The organism is Oribacterium sp. KHPX15, from assembly GCF_900107835.1.
Taxonomy (GTDB): Bacteria; Bacillota; Clostridia; order Lachnospirales; family Lachnospiraceae; genus Oribacterium.
This window is the reverse complement of record NZ_FNRG01000002.1, coordinates 114106-133859: the sequence shown is the minus strand read 5'-3', so window position 1 is coordinate 133859 and position 19754 is coordinate 114106. Positions and strand designations below refer to the sequence as shown.

At 42.9% G+C, this 19754-nt stretch carries 13 protein-coding genes, 2 tRNA genes and 1 riboswitch; of the genes, 3 read left to right on the top strand and 12 right to left on the bottom strand.

All coding sequences use genetic code 11. The features are described from left to right. The 3 genes from BLV86_RS01965 (at position 1) to BLV86_RS01955 (ending at position 3787) form a co-directional block, all read left to right on the top strand. Positions 1-405 (top strand): type II toxin-antitoxin system HicB family antitoxin, encoded by a 405-nt coding sequence (locus tag BLV86_RS01965; protein ID WP_031548435.1) that lies wholly within the window; start codon positions 1-3, stop codon positions 403-405. Positions 406-514: 109 nt separating this feature from the next. Continuing rightward, complete coding sequence (locus tag BLV86_RS01960; RefSeq protein WP_330386188.1) at positions 515-907, top strand: type II toxin-antitoxin system HicB family antitoxin; 393 nt, start codon at positions 515-517, stop codon at positions 905-907. A 744-nt stretch (positions 908-1651) separates the two neighbouring features. After that, positions 1652-3787 (top strand): FAD-dependent oxidoreductase, encoded by a 2136-nt coding sequence (locus tag BLV86_RS01955; protein WP_090814946.1) that lies wholly within the window; start codon positions 1652-1654, stop codon positions 3785-3787. A gap of 199 nt (positions 3788-3986) precedes the next feature. On the opposite strand, the gene BLV86_RS01950 is transcribed toward BLV86_RS01955, so the two are convergent. The 12 genes from BLV86_RS01950 to BLV86_RS01900 all read right to left on the bottom strand — a co-directional run bounded on the left by BLV86_RS01950 (position 3987) and on the right by BLV86_RS01900 (position 19594). After that, positions 3987-4643, bottom strand: coding sequence for a M15 family metallopeptidase (locus BLV86_RS01950; protein WP_090814945.1), 657 nt, complete (start codon positions 4641-4643; stop codon positions 3987-3989). Positions 4644-4795: 152 nt separating this feature from the next. Continuing rightward, entirely contained in the window at positions 4796-6007 is a 1212-nt protein-coding gene (locus BLV86_RS01945) for a MalY/PatB family protein (RefSeq protein WP_090814944.1), read from the bottom strand. Positions 6008-6091: 84 nt separating this feature from the next. Then, positions 6092-6169, bottom strand: a riboswitch (Fluoride riboswitch). A gap of 153 nt (positions 6170-6322) precedes the next feature. Beyond that, complete coding sequence (locus tag BLV86_RS01940) at positions 6323-7099, bottom strand: SDR family NAD(P)-dependent oxidoreductase (protein ID WP_090814943.1); 777 nt, start codon at positions 7097-7099, stop codon at positions 6323-6325. 225 nt (positions 7100-7324) lie between these two features. Further along, positions 7325-7391 (bottom strand) — tRNA-Trp (locus tag BLV86_RS17715). 308 nt (positions 7392-7699) lie between these two features. After that, complete coding sequence (locus BLV86_RS01935) at positions 7700-8806, bottom strand: tetratricopeptide repeat protein (RefSeq protein WP_090814942.1); 1107 nt, start codon at positions 8804-8806, stop codon at positions 7700-7702. 168 nt (positions 8807-8974) lie between these two features. Then, on the bottom strand, positions 8975-9595 hold the full coding sequence (locus tag BLV86_RS01930) for a hypothetical protein (protein ID WP_090814941.1): 621 nt from the start codon (positions 9593-9595) through the stop codon (positions 8975-8977). Positions 9596-9801: 206 nt separating this feature from the next. Continuing rightward, a complete protein-coding gene (locus BLV86_RS01925; RefSeq protein WP_090814940.1) occupies positions 9802-10812 on the bottom strand; it encodes a TFIIB-type zinc finger domain-containing protein in 1011 nt (336 codons plus the stop codon). A gap of 440 nt (positions 10813-11252) precedes the next feature. Next, a tRNA-Trp gene (locus BLV86_RS01920) sits at positions 11253-11323 on the bottom strand. Positions 11324-11398: 75 nt separating this feature from the next. Further along, on the bottom strand, positions 11399-12784 hold the full coding sequence (gene radA, locus BLV86_RS01915; protein WP_090814939.1) for a DNA repair protein RadA: 1386 nt from the start codon (positions 12782-12784) through the stop codon (positions 11399-11401). Positions 12785-12908: 124 nt separating this feature from the next. Continuing rightward, entirely contained in the window at positions 12909-15494 is a 2586-nt protein-coding gene (locus BLV86_RS01910) for an ATP-dependent Clp protease ATP-binding subunit (protein ID WP_090814938.1), read from the bottom strand. A 185-nt stretch (positions 15495-15679) separates the two neighbouring features. Continuing rightward, on the bottom strand, positions 15680-17311 hold the full coding sequence (locus tag BLV86_RS01905; protein ID WP_090814937.1) for a cadherin-like beta sandwich domain-containing protein: 1632 nt from the start codon (positions 17309-17311) through the stop codon (positions 15680-15682). A gap of 39 nt (positions 17312-17350) precedes the next feature. Continuing rightward, a complete protein-coding gene (locus tag BLV86_RS01900; RefSeq protein WP_175456414.1) occupies positions 17351-19594 on the bottom strand; it encodes an SH3 domain-containing protein in 2244 nt (747 codons plus the stop codon). Positions 19595-19754: the final 160 nt, after the last annotated feature.

Below are 19754 nucleotides of genomic sequence, written 5' to 3'. Positions count from 1 at the left end.
ATGACTACAGTATATCCGGTGATTTTAACTAAAGACAAAGATGATATTCTAATTGAAGTACCTGATCTTGAGATATTAACCGAGGCTAAAAGCATTCAGGAAGCCGTTGTTATGGCTAGGGATGCTATCGGGTTAACCGGGATTTCCATGCAGGATAACGGCGATTCGATTCCTGAACCGTCTGATATTGACGATATCGATGTTTCAAAGGGTACATTTGCTGAAGTTGGTAAAGGAATCAAAACACTTGTAGATATCGATTTTGATGAGTATCGCAGGAAGAATGACAACAAAATGGTAAGACGCAATGTTACCCTTCCAAACTGGATGAATCGGCGTGCTGAGCAGGAGCATCTAAATGTTTCCAGATTTTTGCAGGATGCTTTAGCAGAGAGATATGCTTAATGTTTGATAAAACAGTTTTTTTGAAAGATACGTGTAAAGTATATATAAATCATTGATGCACGTGTATTGCACGTATATAATAAGCGTAGATATCAAGAAAGGAGAAATCATGAAGTATATTTACCCTGCTGTATTTACCGAAGAGAATCCAGGTTATTCTGTCAGCTTCCCGGATATAGAAAATTGCTTCACCTGCGGTGATGATCTTGAGCAAGCTCTGATGATGGCGAATGATGCATTGTCCCTCATGCTCACAGATATGGAAGATCGTAAACTGGATATTCCGAAGCCAAGCCGTGTCAACGATATTAAGGTTGGTGATAATGAGTTCACTACTCTCATCCAGTGCGATACAGAACAGTATCGTAGAACCTTGAAAAATAGGGCCATCAAGAAGACTCTTACTATTCCGGAATGGCTCAATGAATCAGCAACTGCTGCCGGACTTAACTTCTCTCAGGTTCTTCAGGAAGCGCTTAAAGCTAAATTGAATATTGCTTAATAAAATAACAAATCCTCCTTGGTCATGGATGTACCGAGGAGGATTTGTTATGAGACGTTTCAGGTTTTGTCACTCTTTTGCTTTAGATTCAATACTTCTCACAAATATCCCCATACTTCCCCAATAGAATCCGGCGATGAGGATCAGTAATGGTCCGAGCTTCTGTTTTTGCTGTTCTGTCATAGGTGCATACTCCGAAAAAATTTTAGTCTTTGCATAATTTACTGCATTACAGAGGAAAATAAAAGCATACAAATCTATTGGACATATCAACATATTGATGATATAGAAATATTTTTGTCAAAAACATCAACATATTGATAATATAGATATATTTTTATCCAAAAGAACTTTTTTGTTTATGAAAACTTTAGAAATTTCTTACAAAAAGAAAATGTTTTTTTATTGACAAAAAGTTTGAAAAAAAGTACAATGCAATCAAGTTAAAGAGATGTGGCGAGTGCTTCACAGATCTGAAACGATTCGTGATGAAAAAAGAACCTTAGATGAGATGGCGAGTGCTTCATCGATTCAAGGTTCTTTTTTCGTGCTCTGAAAAGTTTTTATTAAATGGTCCTGCCCTACCCATTGCAAATTTTCGGCATATTCTTTTATTCACCTGATAAATTTTCCTAATACAATTTTTGATAATTATTTAACGGCTCTTGCTATGTAGATACTTAAATCATGATATAATTTAAAAGAATTTAAGGGCAATCTCATGCCCGAAATTAGGAGGAAAGTATGAGAAAAAGCAAAGCATTAATTGCCGGTCTTGCAGCATCCATAGCTCTCACAGCCTGTGGATCTACAACTACACCACCGGCAGCAACCGAGGCTGCGAAAACTGAAGCAGCTAAGGAAACCACAGCCGCAGCCGAAACAACTGCCGCAGGAGCATCTGAAGGTGTTAGCGGTGAGTTCGAGGGAACTGCTCCCGGAATGCAGGGCCCTGTTACAGTTAAGCTCACTGTAGAAAACGGACAGATCACAAAGGTTGACCTCACAGAGATCAGTGAGACAGATTCTCTCACAACAGTTGCAAAGGAAAGAATTCCCGCACAGATTGTTGAGCATCAGACAACAAAGGTTGACGCAGTTACAGGTGCTACCCTTTGCTCTAACGCAATCATGAGCGCTGCGAGAAAGGCAGCTGAGGAAGCAGGTCTTGACCTTACAGTTCTTGATGCCAATGAGTGGCACGCAGAGGCAGGGGCTGACGAAACCTATGATCAGGATGTAGTTGTTGTGGGCGGCGGCGGAGCCGGTCTCTCAGCAGCTATCTCTGCAGCACAGCAGGGCGCAAAGGTTACTCTTATTGAGAAAGGCTCTGTTCTCGGCGGTGACACAATGATGGCCGGCGGTGCCTTCAATGCAGTTGACCCGGAGGCTCAGGCTGAGCGCGTAATGAGTGTTGCAGAGAAGAATACATTGGACGAGTACCTCGCACTTAAGGCTGACGATCCGGATCTTCACTTCGATCAGTTCCCTGAGTGGAAGCAGGTTCTTACAGATCTTCAGGATGACCTTACAAAGTTTTTTAAGGACAATGAAGGCAAGGAAGCCGGTAAGGATATGCCGGGTTATGATTCTATTCCTCTTCACATGTGGCACATCTACACAGGTGGTTTAAGAGAGATGAATGACGGATCATGGGTGGCTTCAAACATTGACCTCGCAAGAAATCTTGCGGAGAATGCATTGGATTCCTATGACTGGACAGGCGATCTCGGAATCGAGACTGCAAGCCATAAGGGAGCAGGAGAAACTCTTTACACCGTACTTGGCGCTATGTGGCCGAGAACCCACGCTTACCAGAACGGGGCTCCGCTCATCGAGGCTCTTAAGGCTGCTGCTGATAAGGAAGGCGTAACTATCTATACAGAGACTGCAGGAAAGTCACTCATCACAGACGCTGACGGCAAGGTTGTGGGTGTTAATGCTGAGAAGGCCGACGGAACCAAGGTCACACTTAATGCTTCAAAGGGTGTTGTTCTTGCCTGCGGCGGATACTGTGCTAACCCTGCAATGGTCAAGGAGTACGATAAGTACTGGGGTGATGACCTGACAGATCATACTCTTACAACTAACGTAGGAACCAATACCGGTGACGGTATCGTTATGGCTCAGGAAGTTGGAGCTGACACTGTAGATATGGGTGTATCACAGCTCATGCCTTCTTCTTCACCTGTAAAGGGAACCATGACAGACGGTATCTGGGCTGATGCTTCAGAGCAGATCTGGATCGATGGAGAAGGAAACCGTTTCGTAAACGAGTACGCTGAGCGTGACGTTCTTGCCAAGGCTTCTCTCGGTCTTGACGATGGTATCTTCTACATCATTTATGCCGGTTCTTCAAAGGATACCGGAAAGTGCGAAGGTGCTGATCCTTCATCAAGTCTTTTCGGAAATACTGTTGAGCACATGGTAGAGACAGGACATGTCTGGTATGGTTCAACTCTTGCAGAACTTGCTGAGGCCACAAAGACAGCAGCTGCCGGTGTAGCTCCTGCATTTACAGAGGAAGCTCTTCGTGAGACCATCGAGAAGTACAACTCTTATGTTGAGAACCAGGCAGATCCTGACTTCGGCAAGGGCGTTCTTGCAGGTGCCATCGACCTTGAGGCTATCGAGAGCAATCCTGACGTAGGAATCGTTATCTCTCCGAGAAAGGCTTCTCTCCACCATACAATGGGCGGTATCGTTATCAACACTGACGGTCAGGTTGTTAATGAGGACGGTGAGGCTATAACAGGTCTCTTCGCTGCCGGCGAGGTTACCGGAGGTGTTCACGGCGGAAACCGTCTCGGCGGTAATGCTATTGCTGACATCTTCACCTACGGACGTATCGCAGGAAAGAATGTTGCCACACAGGGCTGATATGATGCTGTGACATTTAAAACTGTTAAAGGGAGCTTCGGTTCCTGACAACACAATCTAAAGAAACAGGATGTGAACTGAGATATTGTTCACATCCTGTTTTTAAATTGAATAGAACCGCTCTGTGGCTCTATGACTTTTTTGAAGGTGGTGAGTCAGGAACACCGGTATAAAAATACTTTCCGGTTGGAAGCAGAGATCATTTCCTCAGGTATTCCGAAGAAACCGGAAATTCAAAATAGGTTTCGGGATATGGCTCATCCTTCAGGGTAAAGTGCCACCACTCAAAGGGGAAAGTATTAAATCCGTTTCTGACCATGACATCCTGAAGGAGCATTCTGTTTTCAAACTGCTCTTCTGTTATTCCTTTGAAATCCGGGTGCGACAACTCTCCAAAGAAGTCAAAAGGTCCGCCCATATCAACTTCCTTTCCGGTTTTCATATCAAGAAGGGTAATGTCTACGGTGCTGCCGCGGCTGTGGCTTGACTGCTTAGCTATGTATCCCTTTGAGAAAAGCTCCTGCTTTTCAAGGTCCGGGTAAAAGTAGGGCTTCATCCGGATGTCCGTATCTTCTATTCCCCAAAGTATAAAATGCTTAACTGCTGTTGTCGGACGGTAGGCGTCAAAGACTTTGATGCGGTAGCCCTTGACCATTAGTTCATCAGCGGCACTCTTCATTGCCCTTGCAGCTTCTTTTGTTATGATGGCGCAGGGCTCTTCATAACCGTTTATACGGTCTCCAACGAAATTGTAGGTAGAAAAATATCTGATCTCCTGGATGACACCGGGAACATAATCTGAAAGAAGCACAAAATCGGAAGGGTCTGTTGTTTCACTTATATAATCGGCTTTCATAATCCTCCTCTGTTACTAATGGTTTTTGCCGTTTATTTCTGTCATACAGATACAGATCTAATTGGCTCGATTTTTAGTTTATTAAAACAAAAGTAACCCTATTATTATACTATGAAATCGTATATGGTTTCCATCGGTAAAATCTCTCAAAGTCAGGCATTAAATACATAGTTGTCTAATCTTTTCAATGCCTCTTGAACCCTTGAAAGTGGAAGTGCAAGATTCATTCTGAGGTGACAATTGCCGTGGAACATTCTTCCGTCCTGAATGGCTACTCCAATGTCCCATGCCGCATGTTCAATGTCGTCAATGGTTTTTCCGTGCTTTTCACACCACTTTGTGCAGTTGACAAAAAGCATATATGTACCCTGTGGTTTACAAACCTCCACGCCCTCGAAGTGATCCTTTATATAACCGCACGCATAATTAATGTTTTCGCTGAGTACCGCTTTTAATTCATCTACCCATTCGTATCCCTCCGGATTGTAAGCTCCGATGAGGGCGTGCATTGATAATACATTCATCTCATTGTAGTGAGATAATGAGGATTCCTTCTCGACACGGTCTCTTATCCATTTGTTGTAAATTATGTGATAGCTGCCCACAAGTCCTGCAAGATTGAAGGTTTTAGATGGGGCATACAATGCTACCGTACGCATTCTCGCATCTTCCGAGACTGACTGAGTAGGAATATGTTTGTGATTATTCAGAATGATATCTGACCATATTTCATCAGAGATTACGAAGACATCATGTTTTTTGAAAAGCTCCATGGCCTTTTCTATTTCCCACTTCTCCCAAACACGCCCGCAAGGGTTATGGGGAGAACAGAAAATAGCGGCATGAATCTTATTCTCGATGATCTTCTTTTCCATATCATCGAAATCCATTCGCCATATGTTTTGATCATCAATGTAAAGCGGACTATGCACGATATTGTATCCGTTGTTTTTTAGTGACATGGTGAAACCGATGTATGTGGGACTGTTCACGAGAACATTATCACCCTTGGAACATAATACGTTCAGCGCACTTATCACTCCTCCTAAAACTCCGTTTTCATAGCCTATAGCATCTTTTGTAAGTCCGGAAACAGAATTTCTTGTTTCATGCCATTTGATAATTGAGTTAAAGTATTCATCTGTTGCATTGAAGTAACCAAATGCAGGATGCTTTGCTCTCTCAATGATGGCTTCCTGTATTGTGGGAACAGTTGGAAAATTCATATCCGCAACCCACATGGGAATAATATCAAAACCCTCTTTTGGCAGTTCAGGAGTAAATCCCGGCATAGTGCCGAGACCGTCAACGGCAATAGAATCCCTGCCTTTCCTGTCCATAATGGAAACAAAATCGTATTTCATTAAAACCTCCTTAATCACTTACGTTATCAGTAATATATCAAAACCTTTAAAAAAGATCAAAAAAGCTGACACCTTCTGCGTTGATAATTCGCAGAAGTCATCAGCCTGTAAATAGCGGTTTTAGTATAAATACTACGGGAAAACTTCATTCCCTTGTCTATGTATTATATAGTCCGTTTTTCCGGATAGCAATACATAACCATATATACCCAGTGAGGTTTTTTTGTAACAGTCCGACCGATAAAATACCGCTAAGGCTCATATATAGAGCCTGGGCGGTATGTGGTATAAGTGTTTAACTCATATAAAGCTGCATCAAATTGTGCTCCAGCCACCGTCAACTAAAAGAAGCTGGCCTGTAGTATAGGTGCTTGCATCTGAAGAGAAGTAGATAATGGCTCCGTCAAGCTCACCCTGTCTGCCGGCACGTCCCATAGGGCAATATGCTTTGGCTATAGCATCAAAGGAACCTGACTCATTAAGTACAGAACTTGTCATCTCTGACTCAAAATATGCAGGTCCGATAGCATTGACTGTGATACCCTTGGAAGCCCACTCTGCGGCAAGAGCTTTTGTAAGCATCTTTACACCACCCTTGGCTGTAGCGTATGCGGCAACAGGCCATGTTGAAGGGTGCATAACTACTTCTGAATGAACGGAACCTACATTTACGATCTTTCCATATCCGTTCTTAAGCATCTCCTTGCCAACTTCACGAGCCACAAAATAAACTGCATTAAGGTTAGTATTGATGACCTTGTTCCATGCTGCATCATCCATATCCTCTGCCGGTGCTGTATCACCAACTCCTGCATTGTTGATGAGAATGTCTATCTTACCATAAGTTGCAACAACATCCTTAACAAGTTCACGTACATCATCATTGTTAGTAACGTCACACTTATGAGCATAGCATTTTACGCCCAAAGCCTCTATTTCCTTCTTTGTATTTTCCAGTTTTTCTAACCTTCTGGCACAAATTGCTATGTCTGCTCCCTGTCTTGCAAGTGCCTTGGCAAACTGTACTCCGAGTCCGGATGATGCTCCGGTCACCAATGCCACTTTTCCAGTCAAATCAAATAATCCACTCATAATATATGCCTCCTGTTTTGTGCGATTTTCCTATGTCCAATAGTCTACAGGTGTGTTAATTTTTGGTCAATGTATTATGATGAATAAGGTAAAAAAACCGTAAAATAATGAAATGTGCATAAATATCTAGACTTTTCACGATTCTCAGCTTTTCTCATCTCCTGATACAACAAAAAAAGGACTTCCAAAACTCGGAAATCCTTGATTTACTGCCCTTTTATAGAGCAGGGGTTGAGGGATTCGAACCCCCATGAGCGGTTTTGGAGACCGATATCTTACCATTGGATTTCCTAAGGTTTTCAGGGTTGGTGACCAAAAATGTGTCCAAATTGAATTATAAATTAATGTTGAATTCTCAATCACAAAAATCCGTCAACTTCCTAAAAAGTTCTACCCAAACACAGTCTTTCTAGGTTCCGGCTTTTCTTCTGCCTTTTTTTCTTACAGGAGCTTGCTTACTATCGTTATCATCCTCTTTTGTTGCGGCCCTTGAGAAAATCCAGTTACTTACGACATCTTCCCCTAACTTCCTTATATTGTTTTTTGCAAGTACTTTTTGGAAAAAATTTTGGATAACAATATCTATTAGTAATTAGCCTTTCACCATGGTGGATAAAAACTATCACCATATCCAGGCATACCATAGGTTCTTTCTAATCCATACATATCTGTACTCAGTCTTTTCTCAAAATCGAAATAGTATTCATCATGATCTTCATCAAATTCCATATTTTGTAGTTTACCATTTATTATGGGGTACTTAAATGTATGACTAAATGTTCCAGATTCTATTTTATTTATTACGCCATCATATAGACCGTTTTTTAACTGTACTGTTGCTTGGATAAGTGGATCTCTATATCTTCTATCAAAACGTATTATTTCGGCATCACCAAAAGGTACGTCATCTTCCCAACTGCAAGTAACTGAGTAATCATCCTGTCCTGTAGACTGAACCAATAGTATCAATGTTCCTTCTCCGTCACGAAGACCATTTTTATAGTTTCCGCGATATAGAAAATAATCATCATTAATTCTGTATATACCAAATCCTTGTCCATCATCTGTTGAGATATAAGTGCCTCCATAAAAATCCGCTATAGATATGAGTTTATGTTCTGAATCTCTTGGAGAGCCGCCTCTGTTTTCATCATCTATTATTATTGAATCACTTAGTTGATTTGCGCTTTCTATATAGCCAATAGCTTGTGATCTATCATGCAGTTCATCGCTTGCAGTTATAACGTATCCGTCTTCCAATATTTGGATTGCATAATCTTTATCCCCTGCATAAAATGCCATATCTGACCATTCAATATATAGCTCTGCCAAAATATCCCTTACAGTTTGATTGATCTCTTCCAATGAGATGTCATTAGATACAGTGCCGGTTCCATCTTTGGTTAAATCAATGACAATGCTGTAGTTTTCTGATGCTTTTTTATAAAGTGTATCCGAGGTGGCATAATCGTTAGTATTCTTCGCATCTTCATAATATGCATCACCAAGTCCTTTATAGGCCTCTGTATTTTTAGGATCGATTTCTATTACCTTATTAAAGGCTAAGATAGCTTGTTCATAGTCAATATCAATCAGGTATTTATTTCCCAGCGTTAACTGTTTTTTTATCTGTTGAGCTTTAGAAGTGCAGGCGCAAATAGTTAATACGATGAGTAAGTCTATAAGAACCTTATAGATCTTTTTCATTTGATGATTTACTCCTTTCGGTATTTCGAGAATTATAAATTAGTAATGAGCGCTATAAACCATGACCGCCATATTTCTATGACGGTCACTTTAAAATATCAAATATCGTTATGTGCTCAGCTATTTTTCATCGATATTTAGCTTATGGCTATACTGTCACCATTAATTTTATCGCTTGAAACGTATTACATCTCTCCATCCGCCATCTCCTTCTCCTGCACTATGAGCAAAGATGTAGTTTGTTGTACTATACAGCTTACTGAGATTACAGTCAGGAGTTCCGTCCATGCTATCATCTCCATAATAAGTTCCATTTCCTATGTTTATCAGATTACCTTTGGCTTTATCTGAATAACCGATCAAATTATATATTTTAGCGTTATTCTCTATCGATAATTTCCAACCAGAATTTCCATCATCAATAGAAGTTGCCGTACTCCAGCTAGGATCTGAATAAATGCTTATGTAATTTGATGACCTGATATAATCGCTATAATATCCATTTGTAACTGGTTCCGCTTTCTCTCCGGGAATCCATTTCCCATCTACGTCAACAACGTAACCATCAGGTGTGATTTGCCCTATCAAAATGTAACCATCGCTATCAAAATAATAATAGGTGGAATCTACTTGATGCCAACCATTTTTCAAGTATGATCCATCATCATTTCGATAACTCCATCCGAGATGATTTGAACCTAATTGCCACTGACCGGCAAACGCGCCGATAACACCAATCAATGATACAAATAGTAAAGTCATGACTAATCCGCAAATTTTCTTCTTCATGTAGAAAACCTCCTTTGTAAAAATATATTATTCATAAAACGCATCAGTATAATATTTCTAACATTTAACCATAGTACACATGCTACACCTATTTACCAACAACTTCTATGTAGACAAATACAAATGAAAACATCACTGAATTTTTCACGAAATTTTTATCAATTTTTCAGTCAACAAATACACTGATATTGCTCAATTTTTATCTATCACCATTTACGATCTTCATAGGGAGTTGATTCATATCCTTTATCCTGAAGATCCTTAACCATACGGTCAAGCTGCCCTCTCCACATCTTCTTAAACCATTCTGTATGCCCAAACCACTTAACCAGTGTCGGGCTGATGGCGTAATATGTGCGAATAAATGCACGACCATACCAAGTTTTTGCCAATGTATAGTCTCTGAATCTTCTAAGAGTCCATACTTCGGGACAATCATAGGAACCATACACAGCTGTTGCAACATAACAGCCGCTAGATGCCTTTGCAGGTGGAACATACGAAGAATCCAAAGACTTTATATTATTCGTAATCTTGTCCATTGCACTTTGGTCAAAAAAGCGATTGTACTCAGGCTGATTTACTTTTTTATAATAGGTTAGCGCAAGTTCCTTTTGACCATGAGCTTCCAAAGCGCAAGCACAGTTATAGAGCAAATTAGCACAAGATAAGCCGCGCTGATTGTATTCACCTAACGCGCCAGTTGCTTGACTGTTATTACTATAATGATTATAAGCACCATTCTTCAACATTTGTGCACCTAAAGCGCAATGCAAGGCTACATCAGAGTATGCTGCCTTTTGTTCAGATTCAGGCACATTTTTCTTGATAAGGTCAAACGTTGGCACGATAGATGCAGAAATATTGCTTGCCGCACTTGATATCTGATATATTTTGCAATTCAGTTGACGGTAGTATACTGAATAAAAATAGGCTTCCCAACTGCTTGGATCAAGTTGAGTAATTTGACCATAATAATTCTGAGCGTCTTCCCAGTTGTCGCTACTCTTGGCTCTCCGTGCAAGTTCGTATAAATTGTTTATTTGCGAGGAATTGTCTACTTTCACCGTACTCCCTGTAACATCAACAACACCCTCTACCATTAGCTTTTTAGCTTCTTCAACAGTATATTTGGTGCCACAATTCTGGCAAACGTACATTCCGTCTTGTTTAATTAAGTCATGACTACCACACATTTCGCAAACTATAGCTTTCATTTTTTCTCCTATCTCTATACTGAATACTACTACTATTACAGCGAGTCGACATAAAATCAAAGAATTATAAAGAATTAATACACGAATAATTGTGAATAAATCGTTACTCCATATATTTTGACACCAAAAAGAGAAGCCAAAATAATCAACCTCTCCATTAAGTCTCTAAAAGTATTTTTAGACTATTTATCATTCACATACTAGACGGAAATTATCATCCTTATACGTATTGTAAGTCTCATATGTTTTAAGTACGTATCTTCCTGATTCTTCTTTATACACCTTTGGCATATGTCCTCCTTTGTCTTTGGAGGTCACAGTTACAGGTCTATTTTGATGTCCTAATTGGTGTCCTAAATTATCACATAAATTTATCTATCCAGACAAAAAAAGGACTTCCGAAAACTCGGAAATCCTTAATTTACTGCCCTTTTATAGAGCAGGGGTTGAGGGATTCGAACCCCCATGAGCGGTTTTGGAGACCGATATCTTACCATTGGATGAAACCCCTGTGTGTCGCTCGTCTCAAGCGACTCGTTTATAATACTCATTTTGGATGGTTTAGTCAAGCACTTTCTGAAAAAAGTTACTTCTTCAGTATCTGCAGCGCCTCCCTGATGTTTCGTACCGGAATCAGTTGGCAGTCCTTCAGGTTTCTGTCATTGAACCTTTTCAAATGATATGCAGGCATAACGATCTTGTTGAAACCAAGACGGATTGCCTCTTCTATACGTTGCTCTGCATTGGATACTGCTCTCACTTCTCCGGACAGACCCACCTCACCAAATACCATGATGTCATCGCTGACTTCGATATTCATGTATGATGAAATAAGTGCCATGACGATGCCGAGATCCATGGAAGGTTCCGCGATGCGGAGACCGCCGGTGATATTGACATAGGCATCGTACTTGCCTATCTCCAGATTCAGGCGGCGTTCCACGATGGCGATGAGCATGTTTAAACGGTTGTAGTCAAAACCGTTTGCAGTACGCCTTGGCAGATTAAAGGCACTTTGAACCACAAGCCCCTGTATCTCGATAAGCAGAGGTCTCGTGCCCTCCATGCCGCAGGATACCACAGAACCGGAAGCTCCCACAGGACGTCCCGACAGAAGTAATTCAGAGGGATTTGTCACCTCATGAAGACCATCACCGTCCATCTCGAAAACAGCGATTTCATTGGTGGAGCCAAAACGGTTTTTCTGCCCATGCATGATGCGGAGACTTCCGCTGCTTTCACCTTCGAAATAGAGAACCACGTCTACCATGTGTTCGAGGATTTTGGGACCGGCAACATTACCATCCTTGGTCACATGACCCACTATGAAGATGGCAATGCCGTTTTCCTTTGCAAGACGCAGCAGCTGTGCTGAGGATTCTCTGACCTGGCTTACGGAACCGGGAGCTGCGGTTACGGAATCGGTGTACATGGTCTGGATGGAATCGATGACCACGAAATGAGGACATTCCTCCCGGACAGTCTCAACGATGTTTTCAATGTTGGTTTCGGTCATGAACTTGAGATCTCCGGTAATGTTGGCGATTCGCTCAGCTCTCATCTTGATCTGTTTGAGACTTTCCTCTCCTGATACATAGAGCACGGATTTTTTGCTTTCTGCGGCGAGATTCCTGGATACTTCCAGGAGTAGTGTTGACTTGCCTATTCCCGGGTCTCCTCCCAGTAAAACCAGAGAGCCCACGACTATTCCGCCTCCAAGCACACGGTCAAGTTCTTTAAAACCTGTGGGGATGCGGTCTTCTTTTTGCAGCTCGATTTCATTAATAAGAACAGGCTTCTGTCTTGTGGGGCGTGAAGATGAGTTCTTTGAAAAAGGCTTACTGCCGGCAGCCGGAGTAATCGGCTCCTCCACAAATGAATTCCAGGCACGACATCCGGGACACTGTCCCAGCCACTTGGCTGATTCATAACCGCATTCTTTGCAAAAAAATTTAGTTGTTGCTTTTGCCATTTTTTTCCTTTACGTGATAAAAAAATATATATGACACGGGGATGGTTTTCAGAATCATCAATGATGACTTAGAATACTGTCTCCGTGTCACTTGTAGGATTTGTAAGGATTAAGTTGTGATGAACTAGTTTGTATCCTTTACTGCCTTGACTGAAGTTTTAGCTGTTGTTCCAGTGGCTTTTGTCTTTGGCTTTTTAGCTGTTGTTTTGGCCTTTGCCGCAGGCTTCTTCACTGCTGCTTTTTTAGCCGGCTCTGCAGCTTTATTCTGCCCGCCGAATTTTAGCGAATTTCCGTCCTTATCCACGGTGATCTTTACAGTGGAGTTTTCGGGAATGTTTCCATCCAGTATCTCTTCCGCCAGCTTGTCCTCAAGTTCTGTCTGTATAGTTCTTCTCAAAGGTCTTGCACCGAATTTAGGATTGAAGCCCTTCTCGATGAGCCATTCCTTGGACTTTGAATCAAGGCTGATCTTGATGTTCATCTGTGAGCCTGCACGGTTAATGACATCTCTCATCATGATGGACAGGATATCCTTCATGTTTTCTCTTGTGATCTGGTGGAAAACGATGACCTCGTCAATTCTGTTCAGGAACTCCGGCTTAAAGAGACGGTGAACCTCGTCCATTACACGGCTCTGCATAAACTGGTAATCCTTTTCCTGAGATCCGTCACCGGTATCAAATCCGAGACGCTTAGGGCTTACTATCTGCTCGGCTCCTGCATTGGAAGTCATGATAATGATAGTATTCTTGAAGGAAACCTTGCGTCCCTGAGCATCGGTAATGTGTCCGTCATCCAGCACCTGGAGAAGGATATTGAGAACGTCCGGATGTGCCTTCTCAATCTCATCGAAAAGTATGACAGAATATGGATTTCGTCTCACCTTCTCGCTGAGCTGTCCGCCTTCGTCATAGCCCACATATCCCGGAGGTGATCCGATCATCTTTGACACGCTGTACTTTTCCATGTACTCGGACATGTCAACCCGGATCAGGTTATTCTCGGAACCAAACATGGCTTCTGCCAATGCTTTCGAAAGCTCTGTCTTACCTACACCTGTAGGTCCCAGGAACATGAAGGAACCGATAGGCCGCTTTGGATCCTTGAGACCTACGCGGCCTCTTTTGATTGCCTTGGCAACAGCGGAAACAGCCTCTGTCTGTCCCACAACCCTCTTGTGAAGAGTGTCTTCAAGACGCATAAGCTTCTCTGTCTCGCCCTCTGTAAGTTTCTGAACAGGGATCTTTGTCCACTCGGAGACAACATTGGCAATGTCGGTTTCCGTAACGTGAAGAACATTATCCTCCTTGGACTTCTGCCATTTTTCTATTTCCTTATCAAGCTTAAGCTTTTTCTGCTCCTGCTTTTTCTTTATCTCGGAAGCGCCTTCGAAATCCTCATCCCGGATGCACTGTTCCTTGTCATTCTCCAGCTCGTCTATCTGCATACGGAGCTTTTTGATAGCCTGGGGTTCTCCGGAAGCGGTGATTCGTATCTTTGAGGCGGCTTCGTCAACAAGGTCGATGGCCTTGTCAGGAAGGTATCTGTCATTGATATAACGTTCAGACAAAGATACTGCGGCCTTTAATGCCTCATCATCTATAACCACATGATGGTGCTCTTCATACTTTGGAGCGATGCCCTTAAGGATATCATAGGTCTCATCCTCTGAAGGTTCATCCACCGTTACCGGCTGGAAACGACGTTCGAGGGCCGCATCCTTTTCGATATGCTTTCTATATTCGTCGAGAGTTGTTGCACCGATGATCTGGAGCTCTCCGCGGGCCAGAGCCGGTTTGAGAATATTGGCAGCGTCTAATGCTCCCTCCGCACCGCCGGCACCGATGATGGTATGTATCTCATCGATAAACAAAAGAACATTACCGTCATTTCTTGCTTCAGCAATGACGCGCTTTATACGTTCCTCGAATTCTCCTCTGTATTTGGATCCTGCCACCATGCCTGAAATATCAAGGGTGACGAGTCGTTTGTTCTGTATGGTTTCGGGAACATCTCCCGAATAGATTCTCTGAGCCAGACCTTCTACAACTGCAGTTTTACCGACTCCGGGTTCTCCGATAAGACAAGGATTGTTCTTGGTTCTCCTTGACAGTATCTGGATAACTCTCATGATCTCAGAGCTTCTGCCGATGACAGGATCAAGCTTCCCGTCAGCTGCCATATCTGTGAGGTCTCTGGAATACTGGTCCAATGTTGGCGTATCGGAACGTTTTGGCTGCTGTGACTGACGCTGCGGCCGCTCATCAGTGGCCGGGTCCTGATTGATGACAGCCATAAGCTGCTGATAAATACGCTGAGCATTACCTCCCAGTGTAGCTATGATCCTGGAGGCAACACAGCCTGTATCCTTAAGAAGGGCAACAAGTATATGCTCTGTGCCAACAAGCCTGGATCCTGCACGCATCGCCTCCTGCATGGAGTTCTCCATGATCTTCTTGGCTGAAGGTGTATAACCTGCACGGTCAGTGACAGCGATGTTGCTATCCGGTGATATGAATTTGGAAATCATCTCACGAATCCTGTCTTCATTGATGCCGTTGGACTGGAGAACCTTTGATGCCACGGAAGTGCCTTCACGTCTCAGTCCCAGGAGTATATGTTCTGTGCCTATGTAATTGTGCCTGAGTTCCTCTGCCGATTCTATGGCAAGCTGTAAGGAACGTTGAGCCTGAATAGTAAATTGATTCATGTTTTACCACCTTTCATCAAGAATATTCTAGAACATTTGTAGGAGTTAATCAACTTGCAGTAGATTTGATTGCTGAACTTTTTGTCCCAAAGTAACAGTTCGGCCTGTGACCCATGATCGACAGGCCGAACTGTTACATACAAAAAAACAGACGCCAAAGGTGACGTCTGCTTTCATATCACATATTAAAGATCTTCGATATCAAGTCCGCTATCAGAAGATGTTTTATTTGCTTTAGAATCATCAGATGAAGAAATCTTCGTATCCTTCAGGTTTGATTTCTTCCATTCCTTATTGAAGTCAAAAGCTTTTGTGGCTCCCATGTCTTCCTTTGAATCTGAGCTTTCACTTACGGACAGTGCCTCGTCTTCTTCATCAAGGTCTTCTAAATCAAGTCCTGAGCTTGCAGCAACCTGAGACAGGTTTTTGGTCATATTATAGTCTGCTTTCTCATTCTTTGTTATGATCCTGGTCATCTCCAGTTCCGGATCGGATGAATCATCAGAGGAAACAGAATCGTTACCATTGCCAATTCTGTTAAATGCAATTGTCTCATCTAAAGGTACCGAGTCATCGGATGATCCGGCTTTGGCATCGTTCTGATCCTTCATGCTGCGAAGTGAGCCATGCTGAGGCATATGTCTTCTCTGTGTGAGCACAACGATCATAAAGATCAAAAGGATAATGACTATTCCGCCGAGTGCGCATGCAAGTATGAACATACTGTTATACTGACCTACAAGCTTGTCATATCTCTCAACTACTTCAGGATATTTCTCAGCGTTGGTCTTAATGTCTTCTGCGACAGGATCCTCAAAATATCTCTGGAGAGTTTTCTCCTGAAGATCATATCTGTAGAAGTTCAGTTCTCCTGCATCATTCATACCGTAAACGATGCAATACTGGTGGTCTGAATCATGCTTCCATACCCAGCCCTTAACCTGATGACCGTCTATGTCAATGGTACTTTCGGCAAAGCCTTCAGGTATCACAACATCTGAACCCGGGTTCATGATGGTAATGGTCTTTTCCTTGGAGCTGAGTTTCACGCCTTCATTTACAGTTTCAGTCGGAACACCGTTCTGTGCTGCATCGTCTGCATTAGGACCGCCTTCCTGTTTGGTTACCTTGATGTTGTAGGTTGCCTGAGTTGATCCATCCGCAGCAGTGACTGTGATGGCAACATTGTTCTCACCCATATTAAGCTGTTCGTTTCCGGTGACAGCTACTGTAGCACCTGTATCTGCAGTGACAGCATTGATGGCAAGGGTATCTACACTTGTTCCGACGATAACAGAATAATCAGTTACGTTATTTACGAACTCAGGGGTCAATGTTCCCGGAGATACCACAAGAGAAGCAAGTATAGCATTGTTGGAAGCTGAGGCTGCAGATGAAATGGTGACAGTTGAAGAACCCTGGTGGGTTATTTCAGCTATGGACTCATCTGTGTCATAAACTTCAAAATTGGAAAGGCTTACCTTTGCACTGCCGGATGCAAGAGTATTGAATTTAAGGTTGTACTCAAGGGTTCCGGTTTCAGCACCATTGGTTGCGCCATTGACACGAATGGTTCCGGCTCCGCCCTCTGCATCTGTTCCGCTGATAAATTCAAGAAGACTTGAATCGTAGCCAAGGGTGATGTCAGAACGTGACAAGGTTCCATCGGGACTTGAAACCTTCATTGTGACATTAACTTCAGAACCTACTGTGACAGTTGGGTCTGAAAAGGATATGGATGCTGTAGCAGCCAGTGCCTGCATTGACAAAAATACCGAAATAGCAGCTGTTGTCAGAAAATATTTAAAATGACTCATGAATACCTCTTTGTTGTTTTCATACTTAATTTTATTATTTTACATCGGACCGACTCCAACTTCAACCATATTAGTGGATGAGCTGTTGGAAGCTGTTTCTGTAACTACTGCCTGAACTGAAGCATTGTTATAAGCAGATGAAACATCAACTGTTACCGGACCGTTTGTGCTGCCAAGTGTCGGATAGGCATATCCTGCTACCTGAACGTTTGAATAAGGATCCTGTGGCATAAATGTCTGATATGCATTCGTCTGACCGCCTGCAGACTTGTTAATGGTAATCTGGTAATTAAGCTGGTCTCCGTTTTCTGCTGTTACCAGAACATTAACTATGGTGGAAGCCTGATCCAGTGCTACCTGTCCGGCGCCTGAGATCGTTGCGCCTGAATGGATTGCTGCGGCGGAAACATTAACCGCTGTGACTGAAGGATCAACAATAAGTGTATATGAAGCAGTATCCATATTGAAGCCCGGAGTCAGAGTGAAACCATCCACTGAAAGTGAGGCCAGTTTGTTGTTTGGATTTCCGTCCTTTGTTGGCATTGGACACGCAGTTTCAGGCATGTTGGAATACACCGGAATGTAAAATGTGATTGCATCCTGACGCATTGCATCATTATAAGCCTTACTGAGGTTTTTACCCTCTTCTGCTGCGCCCTGTGTATTTGTCATGTACTGGTGCTTGTAAATGTTGGAGCCCTGAACATTAAATCTCTTAAGGTACAGTGTGTTCTGTCCGGCATTCAGATAGTTACTTGCATAGAACATGGCACCGCCGACTATGGCTCTTTCCGGAGTGTTCCAGGGACGATTGTAGCTTCCGGATTGGGAAGCATACCAAAGACCCCTCTCAACGGCAGTCATACCGCCGGTTGCATAGGCACCAACGTTAAAATAGTTATAGTAGCCTGTAGCTCCTGAAATGGATCCGCTGGTTCCCTTGCTGCCCTGTTCCTGAATGATCATGGATGCAAGAACATATGGACTTATCTGAGCCTGCTCCGCAGCTTCCATAATGATATCTGAGTATGTTACTGTAACTGCACCTGTGTATGTGCCGGTAATGTTTCCGGCTCCGGCAGGATTGGCTGCTACGTCAACAGTGACGGCTCCGCCGGCAGTAATGGCTTCGCCGGGGGCTGTGTATGCCGAACCGGCATCCGATACGGCGGTGGTGCTGTCGGAAGCATTATCCGCTGTTGATGTAACAGCACCTCCATCAGTAATGTTTATTACAGTTTCGTCAGAGGACGCTGAGGAATTTAATGCTGCTGTCGATTCTGAAGCCGTTGATTCTGAGGCTGCCTGAGTTTCAGTTGTGCTTCCCGGGGCATCGTACCCGATCAATACTTCGTCCGCATTGAGTCCGGAGTTTACAAGATCAAGAATGGAACCAGCCTCTACTGTTACCGGACCTGATTCATAGGAAGAACCTGTAACGGGATCGGCTGTTCCGGTCATGTCTGTATAACCCATAGACTGAAGAGCAGTCTGATAAAGTGGACTGGAAGAATCTATGGTAACACTTCCTTCCAGGAAGGTTCCCTTAACCATGGACTTTAATCTGTCAAGTGTCTGTACAGAAGGATCAAATTCATGGGCTGTGAACTGGAATATGTAGCTGTCATCAAGGAAATTTCTTGGATCCATGTAATACTCAACAATTTCCTTTGAGGCTGCTACCCAGGTGGCTCCGTCGAATCCGGGCCAGCTGGAAGTTGTCCAGTCAAACTTTCCTGCTTCGGTAGATTTCCATGAAGATTTTGAACCTTTATCGATAAGGCTTGAGGTTCCCTGAAGTTCTGCCTGTACGGCTGTGGACCAGTCTAGTCCTGTATTCATGGCCTTGAAGACCCAGTTTGGATATTGGGCGTGAAGCTGTCGAAGCCCCGGTTTGTAGGATTCGGGAAAACCCTGTTGTGCCAGAGCGGCTTCGAAATTGCCATCATTGGTATAGGATACCTGTGCCTGGACAAAATCGGAACGTACATATCCGGTGCCTCCCGAAAAAGAAATCTGAGCCCAGGTATTTCCGTCACTTCCTGTAGTCTGACCGATTATGGAAACCTGAGTGTTGTTCCCGAGGGATGTGACTACCGCTGCATCTGTTCCGGCGGAGGAACGAACATTAACATTGGTTCCTCTTATTACGGCCAGTTGTTCTGCATGAGAGATCAGGGCGCTGTTTGGTGCCAATGTTTCAGGCACGGATACAAACAGTCCCAATATGGTAAAAAGCGCAGTGGCTTTTTTGAGTTTTGTCTTTAGCTTGATTTTCTTCATTAAATCTGACTCCCCAATTTGCAAAAATTGACTCATTTAAATCATAAAAGTTAGCTCATGGAATCGCAACGGAAATCCAAATAATTCAGATAACCGACAAGGTTTTGTAATGAATGGGGGTGGGATGTTAAAACAGATGTAAAACTGAATTAATGAATGA

What these genes read in the sequence shown, in the direction of transcription:
- BLV86_RS01965 (WP_031548435.1), top strand. Translation starts at nt 1, where the DNA reads ATGACTACAGTATATCCGGTGATTTTAACTAAAGACAAAGATGATATT.
- BLV86_RS01960 (WP_330386188.1), top strand. Translation starts at nt 515, where the DNA reads ATGAAGTATATTTACCCTGCTGTATTTACCGAAGAGAATCCAGGTTAT.
- BLV86_RS01955 (WP_090814946.1), top strand. Translation starts at nt 1,652, where the DNA reads ATGAGAAAAAGCAAAGCATTAATTGCCGGTCTTGCAGCATCCATAGCT.
- BLV86_RS01950 (WP_090814945.1), bottom strand. Translation starts at nt 4,643, where the DNA reads ATGAAAGCCGATTATATAAGTGAAACAACAGACCCTTCCGATTTTGTG.
- BLV86_RS01945 (WP_090814944.1), bottom strand. Translation starts at nt 6,007, where the DNA reads ATGAAATACGATTTTGTTTCCATTATGGACAGGAAAGGCAGGGATTCT.
- BLV86_RS01940 (WP_090814943.1), bottom strand. Translation starts at nt 7,099, where the DNA reads ATGAGTGGATTATTTGATTTGACTGGAAAAGTGGCATTGGTGACCGGA.
- BLV86_RS01935 (WP_090814942.1), bottom strand. Translation starts at nt 8,806, where the DNA reads ATGAAAAAGATCTATAAGGTTCTTATAGACTTACTCATCGTATTAACT.
- BLV86_RS01930 (WP_090814941.1), bottom strand. Translation starts at nt 9,595, where the DNA reads ATGAAGAAGAAAATTTGCGGATTAGTCATGACTTTACTATTTGTATCA.
- BLV86_RS01925 (WP_090814940.1), bottom strand. Translation starts at nt 10,812, where the DNA reads ATGAAAGCTATAGTTTGCGAAATGTGTGGTAGTCATGACTTAATTAAA.
- radA (WP_090814939.1), bottom strand. Translation starts at nt 12,784, where the DNA reads ATGGCAAAAGCAACAACTAAATTTTTTTGCAAAGAATGCGGTTATGAA.
- BLV86_RS01910 (WP_090814938.1), bottom strand. Translation starts at nt 15,494, where the DNA reads ATGAATCAATTTACTATTCAGGCTCAACGTTCCTTACAGCTTGCCATA.
- BLV86_RS01905 (WP_090814937.1), bottom strand. Translation starts at nt 17,311, where the DNA reads ATGAGTCATTTTAAATATTTTCTGACAACAGCTGCTATTTCGGTATTT.
- BLV86_RS01900 (WP_175456414.1), bottom strand. Translation starts at nt 19,594, where the DNA reads ATGAAGAAAATCAAGCTAAAGACAAAACTCAAAAAAGCCACTGCGCTT.